Below are 17,639 nucleotides of genomic sequence, written 5' to 3' on the forward strand. Positions count from 1 at the left end.
CACGCTCTACCTATCTGTCGACAGGCGTGTTTGTAAGGTCGACACGCTTTATTAGGAGGTCGACACGCCAGCGAGCCGTGTCGACCCTTCAATCACGCGTGTCGACCCTTCAATCACGGGTGATGGCTCGCTGATCACGGCTACATCGGGAAGGTGGCGCGGAAGGCGGCCGAGAGCGGTTCGAGGTCGGTGATGAGGCTGTTGAGCTCGGCCGGGGTGAGGGCGTCGTACGGGGCCTCGGCGAGCCGGTCGGTCAGGGCCTCGACGCGCTCCTTCGCGGCCCGGCCGTCGGCGGTGAGCCAGCCGTCGGGGCCGACGAGGCCGCGGGCGCGCAGGCCGTCGACGACCGCCGTCAGCTGGGCGGCGGGCAGGTGCCAGACCCGGCCGAACTTCTCCGCGGGCAGGTCGATCGACAGCGCGTGGAGCACGTGGGCCTCCGTCCCGCCGATGCCCTCGGCCACCAGCGCGACGATGTGACCGTCGCCGCGGTGCTCGCGCAGCAGGGTGGCCGCGTGCCACAGCCGGGCCACCGGCTCCTCCGGGACCGGCAGCGCGCGCAGGGCCGAGAAGAGCGCACGTCCTTCCACCGGCGCGCTGGTCGCCGCCTTGAGCAGGAGGTCGGCGGCGCGGGCGACACGCGGGTCGTCGGCGAGGTCACCGAGGATCCGCCGCACCCCCGCGACGCAGCCACGCTCGCGCGCGGCCAGCGCCGCCTCGGGCGTGGTGAGCTCCCAGACCCGCGGGATGTGCCGGGCCACCTCGCCGGGAGCGAAGTTGTAGAAGATCGCGTGGACCACCTCGGCCGGCACCGACCGGCCCAGCGGCGCGGCCCGTCCGGCGAAGTAGGCGTCCCACACGTTGCGCAGGCCGAGCGCCAGGAGGGCCTCGTCCGACTCGTCGGCGAAGTAGGGCACGAGGCCGATCGGCTCGACCAGGTCGTACATGCGGCGGGCGACGGCCATTTTCTTCCCCTTGGGCTCGTGGCGGCGTCCTCGTGGCGGCCGCTCACCCCCTCCACGAACGGCCGACCGCCGATCCGACACCCCCAGGGGAATCAAAACGAATCGCCATGATCTGACGACAATGTGCAATGAATCACCTGTGATTCATCTGTACGCGCAATGTTCTCCTGTTTTGCGCTCCGGAAACGACCGTTACCGTCGTCGGCATGACTTTACGAGCCGCGACGGTGCGGCGGAAACCGGTCGCCGACCTGGTCGCCGAAGGTGATCATGGCACGTTGAAGCGGTCACTCGGCCTCGGGCAGCTCACCATGCTCAGCATCGGGGCGACGCTGGGCAGCGGCATCTTCGTCGTGCTCGGCGAGGCCGTCCCGGTGGCCGGCCCGGCGGTGGTGCTCTCCTTCGTGCTCGCCGGCGTCACGGCGTTGTTCTCGGCGCTGTCCTACGCCGAGCTCGCCGGGATGATCCCGCTGTCCGGTTCGTCCTACTCCTACACCTACGCCACGCTCGGCGAGCTCGTCGCCTGGGTCTGCGGGTGGTGCCTGGTCCTCGAATACGGCGTCTCGGTCGCCTCCGTCGCCGTGGGCTGGGGCCAGTACCTCAACGAGCTGCTCCGCCTGGCCTTCGGCTTCGCCATCCCGGACGCGCTGAGCCAGCCGCCCGGCTCCGGCGGGGTCGTCAACGTGCCCGCCATCCTCGTGGTCGTCCTCGCGATGGTGCTGCTGCTCTCCGGCGCCAAGGAGAGCGCGCGGGCCAACGCCGTCATGGTCGTGGTCAAGATCGGGACGCTGGTGCTGTTCTGCGCGATCGCCTTCAGCGCGGTGCAGGCGAAGAACTTCACGCCGTTCCTGCCGCTCGGGCTGGCCGGGTTGAGCGCCGGCGGCGCCAAGCTGTTCTTCTCCTACATCGGTTTCGACGCCGCTTCGACCGCCGGCGAGGAGGCGAAGAACCCGCAGCGCGACCTGCCGCGCGCGATCCTGCTCTCCCTCGGCATCGTCACCGTGCTGTACTGCCTGGTCGCGGTCGCCGCCGTCGGCGCCCTGCCGTGGCAGCGGTTCGACGGCCAGGAAGCCGCCCTTTCGCACGTGCTCGACGTCGTCTCGGACAACCCGTTCTGGGCCGGGCTGCTGGCCGTCGGCGCGATCGTGGCGATCTCCAGCGTCGTGCTGACCGTCCTCTACGGACAGACGCGCATCCTGTTCGCGATGTCCCGCGACGGCCTCGTCCCGTCCGCGCTGTCCAAAGTAGACGCGAAGACCGGCTCCCCGCGGATCAACACCCTCGTGGTCTCGGCGTTCGTCGCGGTCCTGGCCGCCTTCATCCCGCTCGGCAAGCTCGCCGACGCCACCAGCATCGGCACGCTGTTCGCGTTCGGCCTGGTCAACGTCGCCGTCCTGCTGCTCAGGAAGCGCCAGCCCGACCGCCCGCGGACGTTCCGCGTCCCCCTCTCGCCGGTGACGCCGATCCTGGGCGTGCTGTGCTGCGGCTACATGATGCTCAGCCTCGACGGCGCCACCTGGCTGGTCTTCGGCGCCTGGATGGTCCTGGGCCTGCTGATCTACTTCGGCTACGGGATCCGGAAGTCGAGGCTGGCATGAGGGTCGCGATCCACCAGGGCGCGCTCGCCGACCTGCCCGAAATCGACGCCGACCTGGTCGTCACCGCGGAGATGAGCACGACGGGCTACCACATCGGCGCGCGCACGCACGAGCTCGCCGAACCCGCCGACGGCCCCACCGCGGCCCGGATGTCCGCGTGGGCGCGGCGAACCGGCACCGCACTGGCCTACGGCTACCCGGAAACCGACGGCGAGCACGTCTACAACAGCGTCCAGCTGATCGACGCGACCGGAAACCGGCTCGCCAACTACCGCAAGACCCACCTCTTCGGCGAGCTCGACAAGGCCTGGTTCACCCCCGGCGACGAGCCCGTCGTCCAGGCCGACCTCGGCGGCCTCCGGATCGGCCTGCTGATCTGCTACGACGTCGAGTTCCCGGAACTGGTCCGCGCGCACGCGCTCGCCGGCACCGAGCTCCTGGTCGTGCCGACCGCGCTGATGAGCCCGTACGAGCTGGTCGCGGACACGCTCGTGCCCGTCCGCGCCTACGAAAGCCAGCTGTTCGTCGCCTACGCGAACCGCTGCGACACCGAGCAGGAGCTGACCTACTGCGGCCGGTCCTGCGTCGTGGCCCCGACCGGCGAGGTGCTGGCCCGCGCCGGCGCCGGGCCCGAAGTCGTCACCGCCGACGTCACCCGGGACGCGCTGGCCGCGTCCCGCCTGGAGAACACCCACCTGGCCGACCGACGGCCCGAACTGTACCGAGGAACCACCGCATGACCTCCGCCGTCCCGACCGCGATCCACCACGACGAACCGGCGGGCCGCCCGATCACGATGTTCGGCCCGGACTTCCCGTTCGCCTACGACGACTACCTCGCCCACCCCGCCGGCCTGGGCACGCTGCCCGCCGAGCGGCACGGCACCGAGGTCGCCGTGATCGGTGGCGGCCTCTCCGGCATCGTGACCGCGTACGAGCTGATGAAGCTGGGCCTGCGGCCGGTGGTGTACGAGATCGCCGAGATCGGCGGCCGGCTGCGGACCGTCCGGTTCCCCGGCTGCCCGGACGACGTCGTCGCCGAGATGGGGGCGATGCGCTTCCCGCCCGCGTCCACCGCGCTGTTCCACTACATCGACAAGGTCGGACTGGAGACCACGCCGTTCCCGAACCCGCTCGCCCCGGGGACGCCGAGCACCGTCGTCGACCTGAAGGGCGAAAGCCACTACGCGCGCACGCCCGAGGACCTGCCCGCCGTCTTCCGCGAGGTCGCCGCGGCCTGGGACCGGACGCTGGCCGAGCACGCCTCCTTCGCCGAGATGCAGACGGCGATCCGCGACCGCGACGCGAAGACGATCAAACGGCTGTGGAACGAGCTCGTCCCGCGGCTGGACAACCAGACCTTCTACGGCTTCCTGTGCGACTCCCCCGCGTTCGCCTCCTTCCGCCACCGCGAGATCTTCGGCCAGGTCGGCTTCGGCACCGGCGGCTGGGACACCGACTTCCCCAACTCCATCCTGGAGATCCTGCGGGTGGTCTACACCGGAGCCGACGACGAGCACCGCAGCATCGTCGGCGGCAGCAGGCAGCTCCCGCTGCGGTTGTGGGAGCACGCCCCGGAAGAGATCGCCTTCTGGCCCGCGGGCACCAGCCTGAGCACCCTGCACGGCGGACGTCCGCAGCCCGGCGTCGCGCGGCTGCACCGCACGGCACCCGGCAACATCACCGTGACCGACACCGAAGGGCACATCCGGACCTTCCCGGCGGCGGTGTTCACCGCGCAGAGCTGGATGCTGCTGTCGAACATCGAGTGCGACGAGGCGCTGTTCCCGATCGACCACTGGACGGCGATCGAGCGCACGCACTACATGGCGTCGTCGAAGGTGTTCGTGCCGGTCGACCGGCCGTTCTGGCTGGACCGCGACGCGGGCACCGGCCGCGACGCGATGAGCATGACGCTCACCGACCGGATGCCCCGCGGCACGTACCTGCTCGGCGACGACCCGGACTCCCCCGCGGTGATCTGCCTGTCCTACACGTGGGCCGACGACTCGCTGAAGTGGCTGCCGCTCTCGGTCGGCGAGCGCGTCGAGGTGATGCTCCAGTCGCTGCGCGAGATCTACCCGGGTGTCGACGTCCGGCGGCACATCATCGGCGACCCGGTCACGGTGTCCTGGGAGGCCGAGCCGCACTTCATGGGCGCGTTCAAGGCGAACCTGCCCGGGCACTACCGCTACCAGCAGCGGCTGTTCACGCACTTCGTGCAGGACGAGCTGCCGGCGCGCTACCGGGGCCTGTTCCTGGCGGGCGACGACATCTCGTGGACGGCGGGCTGGGCCGAGGGCGCGGTGCAGACGGCGCTCAACGCCGTGTGGGGCGTGCTGCACCACTTCGGCGGAGTAACCGATCCGGCGAATCCGGGCCCCGGAGACGGCTTCGCGGACCTCGCTCCGATCACGCTCCCGGACTGACCGTGCCCCGATAGTGGGTGCGCGTCCGACATCGTGCGCACTACCCTGCCCGGCGCAACGGCCCGTGCGACGATGGGCGGATGAACACCGAGCCGGCGCCGAGATGGCGAAGACTGGAACCGGACGAACGGAAGGAACAGATCTACGCTTGTGCGGCGCGGCTGTTCGGTGAGCGTCCCTATTCCGCAGTGTCCACTTCGGACATCGCGGCGGCGGCCGGGGTGGCGCGGGGCCTGATCAACCACTACTTCGGCACGAAACGCGAGCTGTACCTGGAAATCATCCGCCGGGCGCTGACCGTGCCGCGGCTGGCCGTCGAGATCCTCCCCGACGGGCCGCTGGAACTGCGCGCCGACGTCGCCATCGAGTGGTTCCTCGACATGGTCACCAGCCAGGAGCGGATGTGGCTGGCCGCGATCGCGCCGGAAGGCATCGGCCGCGACCTCGAGGTGGAACGCATCCTCGAAGAGGCCGACCGCGAATCCGCCGACCGCGTGCTGGAGGCCGTCGGGCTGTCGCGGGAGAGCGAGCACGGGCCCGAGCTGAACGCGCTGGTGCGCGCGTTCGGCGGGATGGTGAAGTCGGCGGGCCGGGAGTGGCTCGTGCGCGGGTCGCTGACCCGCGACCAGGTGCACCTGCTGCTGGCGAAGTCCCTGGTGACCCTGGTCGGCGAGGTCTTCCCGGCCATCCAGGCGGCGCCGCCGCGCCCCGGGCCGCCGTCACCGCGGCAGGGCGACTCCAGTTAGACCGAAGCCCCCGGCGCCACGAGGGGGAGGAGGGCGCCAGGGGCTCCGGGTCAGTGGGCGAACCACCGACGCACGCCCACGGTACGCCGAAGCACTGTCAAGTCGCTGTCAACCTTCACTGTCCGATTCGCGAAGTTCGTCCAGCCGGTGCGCGAGGCCGTCGAGGCACCGCCGGACCGCGTAGTCGTAGAGCTGCGCGTAGTAGCCCGAGGCGAGGTCCGGGTCGCCCATCAGGTCGTGCATCGCCGCGCCCAGCTCGGCCATCCCCGGCAGGTCGGCCCGCTCGCGGTAGGTCGCGTACTCCTCGGTGTTGTCGATCCGCAGCGCGAGCGCGCCGTCGCGGTCGTCCTCCATGGCGACGAACTGGCACGCGGTCATCAGCAGCAGGTTGTAGGCCATGACGCTCTCGCGGCCGAACCCGGCGCCGAGCAGCACGCCGATGCCCGCGTCGATGGTGCGCGTCGCCGCTTTGACGGACGGGCCGAACAGGGCGAGCCGCCGCGCGCAGCCCGGGTAGGTCCGCAGCACCGCGCGCAGGCCGGCCAGCAGCTCGGTGAACCACTCCTGCCACGGCAGCCGCTCGTCCGGCAGCTCCAGCAGCCCGACGACCCGGTCGACGACGGCGTTCACCACCGCGTCCCGGTCGCCGACGTGGTGGTAGATCACCGCCGGGTAGGCCTCGACCGAGCGGGCGAGCTCCCGCAGCGTCCAGTTGTCCAGGCCGCGCTGGGCGGTGAGGGCCGTGGCCGCGGAGACGATGCGGTCGGCCGTCAGCGCCGGCAGGCCCGCGGCGGCCCGCGAGCGAGGGCGCTGTCCCGTGCCCGAGGAAGAGGTCGGCATGGGGCGTAACGGTAACCGCACGGCCGGGCCCGGTGCCAGCTCCGCGCGGGTACGGCAGGATCGGGGTATGGCACGCGCACAGGCCAACGGTCTCGAGCTCGAGTACGACACCTTCGGCGATCCGGCGGCTCCGCCGCTGGTCCTCGTGATGGGCCTCGGCGCCCAGATGATCACCTGGGAGGACGGCTTCTGCGAATTGCTGGCCGGCCGCGGGTTCTTCGTCGTGCGGTACGACAATCGGGACGTCGGGCTCTCGACGTGGCTCGACCACCTGCCGCCGCCGGACCTGGCCGCGCTGGCGGCCGGCGATCTGTCGAGTGCGCCGTACACGCTGTCGGACATGGCGGACGACGCCGTCGGCCTGTTCGACGCGCTGGGGATTTCCCGGGCGCACGTCGTGGGCGCCTCGATGGGCGGGATGATCGTCCAGCAGCTGGCGATCGACCACCCGGACCGGCTGCTGTCGATCACGTCGATCATGTCGACCACCGGCGACCGGGCGGTCGGGCAGGCCGAGCCGTGGGCGCTCGCGCTGCTGACGCGGCCGCCGGCGTCGACGCGCGAGCAGGCGCTGGTGGACAGCGTCGAGGGCTACCGGAAGCTCGGCTCCCCCGGCTACCCGGACGACGAGGCGTTCCTGCTGGCCAAGGCGGCGTTGCACTACGACCGCGCCCGCCACCCGGTGGGCACCCTGCGCCACGCGGCCGCGGTGGTGGCGTCCGGCGACCGCACGGCGCTTTTGCGCGGGGTGCGGCTGCCGGCGCTGGTCGTCCACGGCGACGCGGACCCGCTGATCAACGTGAGCGGCGGCAAGGCGACGGCGGAGGCGATCCCGGGCGCGGAGCTGGTGGTGGTCCCGGGGATGGGGCACAACCTGCCGCGGCCGGTGTGGCCGTCGCTCGTCGACACGATCGAGGGTTTCGTCAAGAAAGCGTAAAGACCCGCGGGCGCGGCGTAGGGAACGTGTCCTGGCTCACGCTTTCCCCCGGCCGCTGGGCTGGGCTGGGCGGATGGGCTTCGAATTTCCGTTCGGGTGCGTGGCCGCCGTCGCCGCGGTGATCGTGGCCGACCTCGCGGGCGCGACGGGTCACCCCTGGTACTCCCTGGTCACCTCGGGCGCGGTCGTCCTGTTCGCGGCCTACCGCGCTCCCCTCCGCGCGGCGACGGGCGTGGCGGTGGTCGCCTGGGGCCTGCACACGGGCTTCGTCCTCGGCCGCTTCGGCGAACTCACCTTCGGCCACGCCTCCGGCCTCGCTGCGCTCGTCCTCGCCTCGGCCCTGATCACCGGCCTCCTCGCCCGCGCCGCCGTGTCGACCTCCCAATCACGCGTGTCGACCCCCCAATCACGCGTGTCGTCCATTCCGGTACGCGTGTCGTCCATCCGGGTACGCGAGTCGTCCGTCCGGGTACGCGAGTTCGCCGGCCGGGTGCTCCGGGTCCCGTGAGCCGACCCTCCGGATACGCCGGATGATCCTCCGGCGGCCGGGTCGGATGCTCCTGACGCGGTGGTCGGGACGTCGGCTCGCGTACTCGGCGGGTCGGCCGGCGTGATCAGCGGCGCATCTCGCGTGATTGGAGGGTCGACACGCGTGATTGGAGGGTCAACACGCGTGATTGAAGGGACGACACGCGTACCTGGGTGGACGACACGCGTACCTGGGGGGACGACACGTCAGGGGTGGGTGGCGCGGCGGGCTGCGGAGGCGGCGATGATGCGGGGCAGGCCGGCCGGGTGGAGGGGGTCGATGCCGGTGAGGTCGCGGATGCGGCGGAGGCGGTAGTCGACCGTGTTGGGGTGGACGTGGAGCTGGGCCGCCGTGCGGCGGCGGTTGGTTTCCAAGGTGAGGTACGCGTCCAGGGTCTCGACCAGCTCCGGGTGGGCCTGAAGCGGGTCGAGGGCCGCCGCTAGGCGGTCGCGGGCCGCTCCCGGGCGGGTCAGCTGGTACTCGACCAGGACGTCGTCGAGGCGGTACAGGCCCGGCGGGCGGCCGAACCAGCGCAGCACGTCAAGCACCTCGCCCGTCTGCGCCGCCACCTCCCGGACCTCCGACGGCGCCGCCGTTTCCGCCGCCGCCAGCACCGTCACGCCCGCCGCGCGCCCGGCCGCGGCCACCACCGCGTCCCAATCGGGGACCCGCCCGGCCACCGGGAGCAGGACGAGCCCGCCGGGGCCGTCCAGTGACGCGAGCACCCCGTCGCCGCAGGATCCCTCGAACGCCGCGAGGAACCGGCGCAGCTTCCGCCGGACGGCGATCTCGGCGTCCACCCCCGGCGACTCCTCGTCCGCGTGCGGCCCGAGTTCGACGCTCAGCACCACGTACCGCGCCGGCAGCGTGATCCCGGCGCTGCGGGCGACGACGTCGACCGGCCCGCCGTCGACGAGCACCGACAGCAGCGTCCGGCGCGCGGTGTGCTCCTGCCCGACCTTCGTCCGCAGCTCCTCCAGGTACCCGCGCGTCACGGCGCCGGTGACCGTGCCGACGAACGCCAGCACCCGGTCCGCCACCTCGAGCAGATCGGCGACGTCCCCGCTGCCCGAAGGAGCGGAGCCGACGGCGAAGATCTCCCGCGCGCCGACGTGGTACGCGGTCAGCACGGCCTCCAGCGGGAAGCCCTCCTCCGCCCGCCGGACCGCGGACGCGCCGACCTGCCGCAGCTCGGCCTCGTTGAGCTCGCGGTCCTCCCGCAGGCTGCGCGCGAAGGCCCGCACCGCCTGCCGCGTGATGCCGGCGATGTCGCCGGCCAGTTCCTCCACCGGCAGCCGCCGGTAGTCGGCGACCTCGGCCTGGATCCGCGCGAGCACCCGGGCGATCAGCTCGGGCTCCTCCCGGGTGAGCCGCTCGTGCACGCGCTGGCCGCCGAGGGTGAGGTCCCCGCCGCACTTGTGCTCGGTCACAACCGATGCCCCCGTTCTCTGCCCGGATTCCCAGTCAATCCGGTGACGCCCCGTGCCGATGGTGTCACGGAGACCAACAGTGTCAAGGAGGACACCGTGCGAGTGAGAACAACGGCGTTCATCGCGATCGTGGTCACCGCGCTGACGGGCGTGGCGGCGGGCCCGGCGGCCGCGGCCACCGCCGGCGAGTACGTGGCCCTGGGGGATTCGGCGGCGGCCGGGCCGCTGATCCTGCCGCCCGACCTCTCCTCCCCCGGCTGCCTCCGGTCGCTGGCCGACTACCCGCACCTCGCCGCGAAGGAGCTCGGCGTGCCGCTGAAGGACGTCACCTGCTCCGGCGCGACGACGGCGGACATGACCGCCCCGCAGCAGACGTCCTCCGGCGCCGTGCCGCCGCAGCTGGACGCGTTGAGCGAGCAGACCCGCACGGTGACCGTGACGATCGGCGGCAACGACATCGGCCTGGTCGGCGCCGCGACGAGCTGCATCAACCTGCTGCCCGGCATCAACCCCGACTGCGTCGACCGGTACACGGCCGGCGGCCACGACCAGCTGGCCGAGAAGATCGCCGCGTTCGAGCCGGTGTGGGGCGCGCTGCTGGACGCGATCCACGCGAAGGCGCCGAACGCCGACGTCTTCGTCGCCGGCTACGGCACCTACCTCCCGCACAACGGCTGCTGGCCGCTCGCGCCCCTGACCCCGCGCGACGCGAACTACATCCAGGGCAGCATCGACAAGACCAACGCCGCCCTCGCCCGGCAGGCCGCCGCGCACGACGCGCAGTACGTCGACGTCCGGACCGCCTCGATCGGGCACGACGTCTGCAAGCTGCCCGGCGTGAAGTGGTTCGAGGGCGTGCTCCCGACGTCGGTCGCCGCGCCGATGCACCCGAACGCCGACGGCATGGCCGCGATCGGCCGCCTGGTCGCCGCGGCGGTCAGCGGGTGAAGTCCCAGCGGGTGGCGCCGTGCGGCTCGGCGGTCGCGACGCCGATGGCCCGGTCCAGCGTCAGCCGGTACAGGTGCCACGGCGCCGGCCCGGCGCTCGCCGCCATGAACGGGGCGGTGAAGCCCTCGTCCAGCACGGTCGCGGGCCAGCCGCCCTCGCGGTAGACGGCCGCCACCCGCTCTAGCGTCGCCGGGTCGGTGACCTGGTGGGCCTCGCCCTCCATGGTGAGGTCGAGGCCGCGCAGCCGCACCGACACGCTGCACGCCGGGTTCGCCGCCAGGTTGCGGGCCCGGCGCGTGCCCGGCCCGCTCACGAAGTACAGGGCGTCGTCCACCCAGATGGCCCCGACGCCGGCGGCGTGCGGCCGCCCGTCGGGACGGACGGTGCCGACGAAGAAGGTCAGGTCCTCCTTGGGGGTCTGGGTGGCGAGGAGATCGCGCGCCCTGCTCCACGGCAGCGCCGCCGCGGACCCGGTTCCGTCGAGGTTCTTGGTTTCGCTCGCTTCGGTCATGCCTACGCGTCGAACGGGACGACGGCGGATCGACACGCGGCGAGAGTTTTTCCGCCACCGGGATCGTCGTCGCCGGTCGCGGGCACGATCGCGAGCTCGTCGACGCCCGCCTCCGCGTACTCGGCGGCCTTCGCGGCGATCTCGGCGCCGGACCCGAGCAGCCCGACCACGGCGATCGCCTCGGCGGGCACCGCAGCCAGCAGCGCCCGCGGGTGAGGCCGGGTGCGGGCGAAGTCGATCAGGTCGCCGAACCCCGCCGCGCGGAACATGTCCGCGTAGCCCGGCGCGGCGAGGTAGCCGACCACACCGCGGCGGAGCTGCTCCAGCTCGGCCGGCCCCGGGTCGGCCGCGGCGACCACCCACGCGGCCACCGGCGGCGGTGTGACGCCGATGCGCGAAGCGGCGTCTCGCAGGCCACGCACCAGCGTCGCCGCGGCCGCCGGGCTGACCAGGTTGATCACCATCCGGTCGGCGTGCCGCGCGGCGGCCTCGAGCGCCCGCGGCCCGAACGCGGCGATCGTCACCGGCGACTTCGGCGCGGGCAGCCGCAGCCGGTACCCCTGCGAGCCGACCACCGATCCGTCCACAGTGGACTTCTCGCCGGACAGCAGCTGCCGGACCGCCACCGCGGACTCCGCCAACGCCGTGGCCGCCCGGTCCCGCGAACGTCCGTGCCAGCCGCGCACGACGACGTCGCTGGACGTCCCCAGCGCGACCCCGGTCGACCGGCCGGTCAGCGCCGCCACCGAGGCGACGCCCATGGCGATCGTCGCCGGGTCCCGCACGGTCACCGCCAACGGCCCGAACGTCAGGGAAATCCGCGAGGTGGCCGCGCCGATCGCGGTGCCGAGCGCGAAGGCGTCCCACGTCGCCATCTCGCCGATCCACAGCTCCGGGTAGCCCGCGTCCTCGGCCGCGCGGGCCGTTTCCAGCGCCTCCTCCGGCGGCCGGTCCTGCCAGAGCCCCAGCGACACCGAAAGCCTCATGCGGTGACCACCATCGTGACCACCGTGGTGAACGACCCGCCGACGTTCAGCGTCAACGCCGTCCGCGCGCCCTCGACCTGCGTCTCTCCCGCGGTGCCCGAGACCTGCCGGGCCGCGTCGCGCAGCATGCGGACGCCGGTCGCGCCGACCGGGTGGCCGAGGCCGATCAGGCCGCCGCCCGGGTTGATCCCGGCCGCGTCGAGACCGCCGTCGGCGATGAACCGGCCGCCGTCGCCGGGCGGTGCCGCGCCGAGGTGCTCCAGCGCGACCAGGCCGGTGATGGTGAAGCAGTCGTGCAGTTCGACGACGTCGAGCGCGTCGGGGCCGGGTACGCCCGCTCGCCGGTAGGCGTCGATGACGGCGCCGCGCAGGTGCGGGAACAGGTACTCGCCGTCGGACGCGATCTTCGGCGCCAGGCCGATGTGCGCGGTGCGGTGCCCGAAGCCCGCGATGCGCGGGAAACCGCCGCCGAGCCGTTCGGCGAACGCGGGCGAGGCCAGCAGGACGGCCGCGGCCCCGTCGGTGATCCGGCCGCAGTCTTGTTTGCGCAGGCTTCCCTCGATGACGGGGTTGAGCTCGTCGTCGGGCCCGAACGCGCCGGCCGGGAACCGCCAGTCGCGGGCTTGGGCCAGGGGGTTCAGCGCCGCCCGGTCGAAAGCATGCGAAGCGAACTGCCCGAGGTGGTCCGGGTCGAGGCCGTAACGTGCCTCATAGGCAGCGGCGACGTCGGCGAACAACGCGGGCCACGGGAACTTCGCGGCGACAGCTTCGTGCCCGGCCCAGGCGGCGGACCCGAGGTGCTCGGCCGCGCGCTGCCCGTCGACGCTTCGCATCAGCTCGACGCCGACGACCAGCGCGACGTCGTAGCGGCCCGCTTCGAGGTCCGCGCAGGCGGCCAGGACCGCGGTGCTGCCGGACGCGCACGCGGCTTCGTGCCGGGTCGACGGCACGCCGTCCAGCTCCGGGACGGCCGCCACCAGGAGCCCGCCAAGCTGGGCCTGGCCGGTGAACAGCTCCGCCGCGAGGTTCCCGACGTGGGCGACTTCGACGTCTTCGGCCGAAACCCCGGCGTCGGCCAGCGCGGCGGGCACGACCTCGGCGAACAGCTCGAGGATCCCGCGCCCTTCCTTGGTGAAGTTGCGCGCGAAGTCGGTTTGCGCCCCGCCCAGCACGAACACCGTCATGACCTCACCCCAGGCTCTCCCGCAGCTGCCGCTTCAGGATCTTCCCCACCGGGTTGCGGGGCAAGGCGTCGGCGTACTCGAGCCGTTCCGGCAGCTTGAACGCGGCGATCTTCTTCTCGCGCAGGTAGGCGACCAGCTCGTCCAGGGTCGGCTTGCGCGAACCCGGCACGACGACCGCGCACACCCGCTCCCCCATGACGTCGTCGGGCACGCCGACGACCCCCACGTCGGCGACATCGGGGTGCCCGGCCAGCAGGCCCTCGACCTCGGCGGGCGAGATGTTCATGCCGCCGCGGATCACGAGGTCCTTCATCCGGTCGACGTACCGCAGGAATTCGCCGCGCTCGCCGTCGATCTCGAAGACGTCGCCGGTGCGGAAGTGCCCGTCTTCGTCGAACGACGAGGTGTCCAGCGGCTCCCCCAGCTCCGTGAGGTACCCGGCGAACACGGTCGGCCCGGCGATGTGCAGCTCGCCGGGGTGTCCGGGTTCGGTCACCTGCTCGCCGGTGACCGGGTCGTGCAGCCGCACCGATGTCCGGTCGGCCACCGGGGTCGACCACGAGACGTCCGAGGCGTAGTTCGGGAAGTAGGTCGCGCGCTGGTCCGGGTCCGGGATGTCCACCGGACCGGACAGCAGCGCGGTGCCCTCGTTCGAGCCGAAGAAGTTGATGATGTCGATGCCGTACCGCTCGGCCCAGGTGCGCACGAGCCACGGTGACAGCGGCGCCGAACCGGAGCCGATCTTGCGCAGCGCCGAGATGTCCACTCCGGACAGGATCTTTTCGTTGTGCAGCAACATGGTCAGCAACGCCGGCGGCGCGAGCGTGTACGTCACCCGCTCGGCCGCGAGCTGGCCCAGGAACACCGGCAGGTCGAACGGGTGGTGCGGGACGAACACCGCGCCGGTCAGCAGCCACGGCAGGAACATGCCGCCGATGCCGGCCATGTTCGTCATCGGGAACGGGGAGAGCAGGACGTCGTCGCGGGTCATCCCGGCGGCCTGGACGCAGCCGGCGGCCGTGGCCAGCCAGTCCCCGTGGCAGCGCGGCACGGCCTTCGGCTCGGCTTCGGTGCCGGACGTCCAGCAGATCGTGACGCAGTCGTTCACGTCGGCTTCGGTCAGCTGTGAGTCCAAAGCAGACTTTTCCGCTTCGGACAGTGGGGCTTCGGGCCAGGCCAGGGCGCCGGCCGGTTCGTCGTCCCCCGAGGCGACGACGAACCGGACCGACGGCGCCGCAGCGCCTAGCCCAAGGGCCGCCCCGGCGAGCTCGTGCTCGCCGTATCTGGATGCGGTCACCACCCCGACGGCACCGGTGCGCCGGCACATCGGGCCGAGTTCGTGTTCCCGGTAGGACACCGGGAACGGGGTGACGATCGCGCCGATCCGCACGATCGCGAGGAACGCCTGCACCAGGGCCGAGCAGTTCGGCAGCTGCACGGCCACGACGTCACCTGCTCGCACCCCTCCGGCGAGCAGGAACGCGGCCAGGACGTCGACGCGTTCGTCGAGCCGGTTCCAGGTCCACCGCACCGGGTCGCGTCCGACCAGTGCGGTGGTGTTCGGTGGATCGACCAGCGCGAGACCCTCCGGGTCGGCACCTACCCGCTCCTTCACGAGCCGGTCGATCGTCTCCGCACTCCACCATCCCCACGCCCGGAAGTCCCGGGCGCGACCCTCTCGATGGCATCTCATGAACGGAGGTTTTCCAGCTGGTCCGCCCGGACCCAGGTCGCGTGAAAACCGAGCGGGACACGCTGGGGAAGCAGGACCCTGGCCACGGGTCCGGCAGCGAGCTCGGCGGCGTCGAAGATGTCCAGTTCCGAGCGCCCCTCGCGCTCGTCCTGCACGAACGTCACCAGATAACCGTCCGCCGAATCGGCGGCCGCTCCTTCGCGGGGTGCGAACGGAGCCTCACTGCCCCACCGGCCGGGACCGAACCGGTATTCGGTCTTCGTGCCGGCAAGATTGTCGTGGCGCACCAGCCCGTCGAACTTCAGCGTCGACTCGGGCGAGATGTGCACCGCGTAGGAGTACCGGTTCCGCCGTCCGACGCCGCGGGCGTCGACGGTCGGGAACTCGGTGTTGTCGTCGTCGAGCGGCGCCTCGTGGCACGCGCCGGTCCGCAGGTCGAAGCGGTAGCGGTGCAGCTGGGCGTCCAGCCGCAGGTAGGACAGCATCTTCGCGAGCGGCGTGTGCGCGTCGGCCCGCGGCTGCGGGCGCTGCACGCGGCAGACGTCGAGGACGACCTCGTCGCCCTCCTCCCAGGCGTTGACGACGTGGTAGATGTAGCAGGGGCTCGCTTCGAACCACCGGATCTGGCTACCGTCTGCGTAGCGTGGCAGGACACCGAAGCGGCTCGGCATCGAGCGGTCGAAGTGCAGCTTGTGGCGGCCCTGCTTCGCCGCCGCGAGGTCCTGGACCAGCGGCAGGTCCATCAGCACCGCGTAGCGCTCGGTGATGGCCATGTCGTGCGGCAGGCGCGGGCCGGGCAGCTCGACGTCGGTGGTCTTGACGACCCGGCCGTCCGCGCTGATCACGCCGTAGCGCAGGTACGGCGGGCGCGGGCCGTAGTCGAACCAGAACAGCTCGCCGGTGGTCTCGTCGACCTTGGGATGGGCCATCATGTCGCCGGCCAGCGTGCCGAGGAAGTCGTCGGCGCCGAGGGTCTCCAGCGACAGCGGGTCGACCGCGTACGGCGAGCCGCACAGGTACCAGGTGGCGAGGATCCGGCCGCGGTGGAAGACGACGTCGGTGTTGGCGTTGTCCTTGAGGCCCAGGCCGTGGCTGTTGCCGAAGGGGTTGTCCTGCGGGTTCTCCATGACGCCGGTCCAGAGCGCCTTGCCGGCGGCGGACTCGGCCTCGAAGGCCTTCGTGCGGACCCAGCGGTTGCGGTAGCGGGCCTTGCCGTTCTCCAGGTGGACGGCGTGGATCATGCCGTCGCCGTCGAACCAGTGGTAGCGGCCTTCCGGAGCGAACCGCGGGTTCGGGCCGTTGCGCAGGTAGACGCCGTTGAGATCCTTCGGGATCTCGCCGATGACCTGCAGGTCTTCGGCGTCGATCTCGGTGCCGACCGGGGCGTAGACGCCGAGCAGGTAGGGGTTCGCCTCGGCCGCGTCCGCCGTCCGGGCCACCATCAGCGGCTGTTCGGAGGTGCTGGTCATCGGGCTGCTCCCTGGCTGCGCGGGCTGATGGAGACGAGACTATGATTTGTGTACCCAGCTGTCAATAGGCTTCTTTTGGTGTAGTCAGGTGCTACCCTCGGGAGGCGATGTAACGAGGGGGACCGAGTGGTGGAGGCGACTGCACAGCGCATCAGGCCGGCGGGAGATCCGCTGCGCCGGGCGCTCGAGCTGGTCGGCGACCAGTGGACGCTGCTGATCCTGCAGAGCCTGTTCCTGCGCTTCCGGCGGTACGAAGAGCTGCGCCTGCGCCTGGGCATTTCGCCGACGGCGTTGTCCGGGCGCCTGCGGGACATGGTCGACGCGGGCATGCTGACGCGCGTGCCGTACCGGGACGCCCGCCGCACGCGGCACGAGTACCGGCTCACCGAGCGCGGCCTGGAGCTGTGGCCGCTGCTGATCTCGATCTGGGCGTGGGAGCGCGAGTGGGTCGAAGGCCGCCGCGAAGTGCTGCCGACGCTGATCCACCTCGACTGCGAGCTGGCTACATCAGCGCCACTCGGCTGCGCCGCTTGCGGCCGCCGGGTCGACGCGCGCGACGTCCGCGCGGAACGGCTGGACAGCACCGGGGTCGCCGCCGCGACGGCGTCCAAGCGCTTCCGCCGCAAGGACGCGGACTCGCTGGCCGGCGACCCGCTGATGTTCTTCCCGGACACGATGGAGCTGCTCGGCGACCGCTGGTCGACCGGGCTGCTGGTGTCCGCGCTGCTCGGCTGCCGGCACTTCTCGGAGTTCGAGCGCGAGCTGGGCATCGGCCCGAGCGTGCTGTCGGCCCGGCTGAGCAAGCTGGTCGAGGTCGGCGTCCTGCGCACCGGAGCGGCGGCCACCCGGACGGACGCGCGCGACTACCGCCTGACGGCGAAGGGCCTGGCGTTCTTCCCGGCGCTGGCGTTCATCGCGGAGTGGTCACGCGGGTTCGAGGTGACGGGCCAGGAGCCGGACATCACGCTGCACCACGTCGAATGCGGCGAGCGCCTGCGCCCGATGCTGCTGTGCGACCACTGCGGCCGCCCGCTGACCCGCAAGTCGGTGCAGTTCGGCGGCGTGCCCTCGCCCAAACGCTGAAGGGTGACGGAAATCGGCTCGCCAACCGCAGGGAGTGGTGCCAGGCTGGAGCGGTCACACGTCGTCGTTTTCGGAGGTAAGCATGAGTGAACCGGACCCGTCGCCCAGCGGCGAGGAGGACGACGTCAAGCGCAAGTTCCGCGAGGCCCTGGAGCGCAAGCAGGCGCACGCCCGAGCGGGCGCGGCCCACGAGAACGGCGGCGGCAAGAACCAGCACGCCCACGGCCCGGCGGCGAACAAGCGCCAGTTCCGCCGCAAGAGCGGCTGAGCTTCCGGGAACCGACGGCAAGCCTCC

Annotated in this window: 17 protein-coding genes; 9 read left to right on the plus strand and 8 right to left on the minus strand. The window is 72.0% G+C overall.

Features of this window, described 5'->3' with window-relative positions; genetic code table 11:
• Positions 1-140: 140 nt before the first annotated feature.
• Complete coding sequence (locus ACWDN5_RS09410) at positions 141-962, minus strand: SCO6745 family protein (protein ID WP_449675779.1); 822 nt, start codon at positions 960-962, stop codon at positions 141-143.
• Between the two features lie 206 nt (positions 963-1,168).
• Between ACWDN5_RS09410 and ACWDN5_RS09415 the strand changes: the two genes are divergently transcribed.
• The 4 genes from ACWDN5_RS09415 to ACWDN5_RS09430 all read left to right on the plus strand — a co-directional run bounded on the left by ACWDN5_RS09415 (position 1,169) and on the right by ACWDN5_RS09430 (position 5,734).
• Positions 1,169-2,560, plus strand: coding sequence for an amino acid permease (locus ACWDN5_RS09415; RefSeq protein ID WP_449675780.1), 1,392 nt, complete (start codon positions 1,169-1,171; stop codon positions 2,558-2,560).
• Positions 2,557-3,300, plus strand: a complete 744-nt coding sequence (locus ACWDN5_RS09420; RefSeq protein ID WP_449675781.1) for a carbon-nitrogen hydrolase family protein — start codon at positions 2,557-2,559, stop codon at positions 3,298-3,300. Before ACWDN5_RS09415 ends, ACWDN5_RS09420 begins: the two co-directional genes overlap by 4 nt.
• Entirely contained in the window at positions 3,297-4,988 is a 1,692-nt protein-coding gene (locus ACWDN5_RS09425; protein ID WP_449675782.1) for a flavin monoamine oxidase family protein, read from the plus strand. Before ACWDN5_RS09420 ends, ACWDN5_RS09425 begins: the two co-directional genes overlap by 4 nt.
• A gap of 80 nt (positions 4,989-5,068) precedes the next feature.
• Positions 5,069-5,734 carry a TetR/AcrR family transcriptional regulator gene (locus ACWDN5_RS09430; RefSeq protein WP_449675783.1) on the plus strand — a complete coding sequence of 222 codons (666 nt, stop codon included), beginning with the start codon at positions 5,069-5,071 and terminating at the stop codon, positions 5,732-5,734.
• A 108-nt stretch (positions 5,735-5,842) separates the two neighbouring features.
• Here the strand turns inward: ACWDN5_RS09430 and ACWDN5_RS09435 are convergent, their stop codons facing one another.
• Complete coding sequence (locus tag ACWDN5_RS09435) at positions 5,843-6,574, minus strand: TetR/AcrR family transcriptional regulator (RefSeq protein WP_310971316.1); 732 nt, start codon at positions 6,572-6,574, stop codon at positions 5,843-5,845.
• A 67-nt stretch (positions 6,575-6,641) separates the two neighbouring features.
• Between ACWDN5_RS09435 and ACWDN5_RS09440 the strand changes: the two genes are divergently transcribed.
• Both ACWDN5_RS09440 and ACWDN5_RS09445 read left to right on the plus strand, forming a co-directional pair.
• The gene (locus tag ACWDN5_RS09440; protein ID WP_310971315.1) at positions 6,642-7,511 is read left to right on the plus strand and encodes an alpha/beta fold hydrolase; all 870 of its coding nucleotides are present in this window, start codon (positions 6,642-6,644) and stop codon (positions 7,509-7,511) included.
• A 73-nt stretch (positions 7,512-7,584) separates the two neighbouring features.
• Entirely contained in the window at positions 7,585-8,019 is a 435-nt protein-coding gene (locus ACWDN5_RS09445; RefSeq protein ID WP_449675784.1) for a hypothetical protein, read from the plus strand.
• A gap of 227 nt (positions 8,020-8,246) precedes the next feature.
• On the opposite strand, the gene ACWDN5_RS09450 is transcribed toward ACWDN5_RS09445, so the two are convergent.
• Positions 8,247-9,470 carry a PucR family transcriptional regulator gene (locus ACWDN5_RS09450; protein ID WP_310971313.1) on the minus strand — a complete coding sequence of 408 codons (1,224 nt, stop codon included), beginning with the start codon at positions 9,468-9,470 and terminating at the stop codon, positions 8,247-8,249.
• Positions 9,471-9,572: 102 nt separating this feature from the next.
• Between ACWDN5_RS09450 and ACWDN5_RS09455 the strand changes: the two genes are divergently transcribed.
• Positions 9,573-10,418 (plus strand): SGNH/GDSL hydrolase family protein, encoded by an 846-nt coding sequence (locus tag ACWDN5_RS09455; RefSeq protein WP_449675838.1) that lies wholly within the window; start codon positions 9,573-9,575, stop codon positions 10,416-10,418.
• Here the strand turns inward: ACWDN5_RS09455 and ACWDN5_RS09460 are convergent.
• From ACWDN5_RS09460 to ACWDN5_RS09480, 5 genes are read right to left on the minus strand one after another with little or no spacing between them, the layout of a single operon-like run.
• Entirely contained in the window at positions 10,408-10,929 is a 522-nt protein-coding gene (locus ACWDN5_RS09460; protein WP_449675785.1) for a pyridoxamine 5'-phosphate oxidase family protein, read from the minus strand. The genes ACWDN5_RS09455 and ACWDN5_RS09460 overlap by 11 nt on opposite strands.
• A 2-nt stretch (positions 10,930-10,931) precedes the next feature.
• Complete coding sequence (locus ACWDN5_RS09465) at positions 10,932-11,915, minus strand: LLM class F420-dependent oxidoreductase (protein WP_310971311.1); 984 nt, start codon at positions 11,913-11,915, stop codon at positions 10,932-10,934.
• Positions 11,912-13,099 (minus strand): acetyl-CoA acetyltransferase, encoded by a 1,188-nt coding sequence (locus ACWDN5_RS09470; protein WP_449675786.1) that lies wholly within the window; start codon positions 13,097-13,099, stop codon positions 11,912-11,914. The genes ACWDN5_RS09465 and ACWDN5_RS09470 overlap by 4 nt, the downstream gene beginning before the upstream one ends.
• A 4-nt stretch (positions 13,100-13,103) precedes the next feature.
• On the minus strand, positions 13,104-14,792 hold the full coding sequence (locus ACWDN5_RS09475; RefSeq protein WP_449675787.1) for a class I adenylate-forming enzyme family protein: 1,689 nt from the start codon (positions 14,790-14,792) through the stop codon (positions 13,104-13,106).
• Complete coding sequence (locus ACWDN5_RS09480) at positions 14,789-16,261, minus strand: carotenoid oxygenase family protein (protein ID WP_449675788.1); 1,473 nt, start codon at positions 16,259-16,261, stop codon at positions 14,789-14,791. The genes ACWDN5_RS09475 and ACWDN5_RS09480 overlap by 4 nt, the downstream gene beginning before the upstream one ends.
• Before the next feature lie 126 nt (positions 16,262-16,387).
• Here ACWDN5_RS09480 and ACWDN5_RS09485 point away from each other — a divergent pair, with 126 nt between their 5' ends.
• Positions 16,388-17,344 carry a winged helix-turn-helix transcriptional regulator gene (locus ACWDN5_RS09485; RefSeq protein ID WP_310971307.1) on the plus strand — a complete coding sequence of 319 codons (957 nt, stop codon included), beginning with the start codon at positions 16,388-16,390 and terminating at the stop codon, positions 17,342-17,344.
• 82 nt (positions 17,345-17,426) lie between these two features.
• On the plus strand, positions 17,427-17,612 hold the full coding sequence (locus tag ACWDN5_RS09490; RefSeq protein WP_310971306.1) for a DUF5302 domain-containing protein: 186 nt from the start codon (positions 17,427-17,429) through the stop codon (positions 17,610-17,612).
• The last annotated feature ends 27 nt before the right edge of the window (positions 17,613-17,639 follow it).

The organism is Amycolatopsis sp. NPDC003731 (assembly GCF_053586895.1).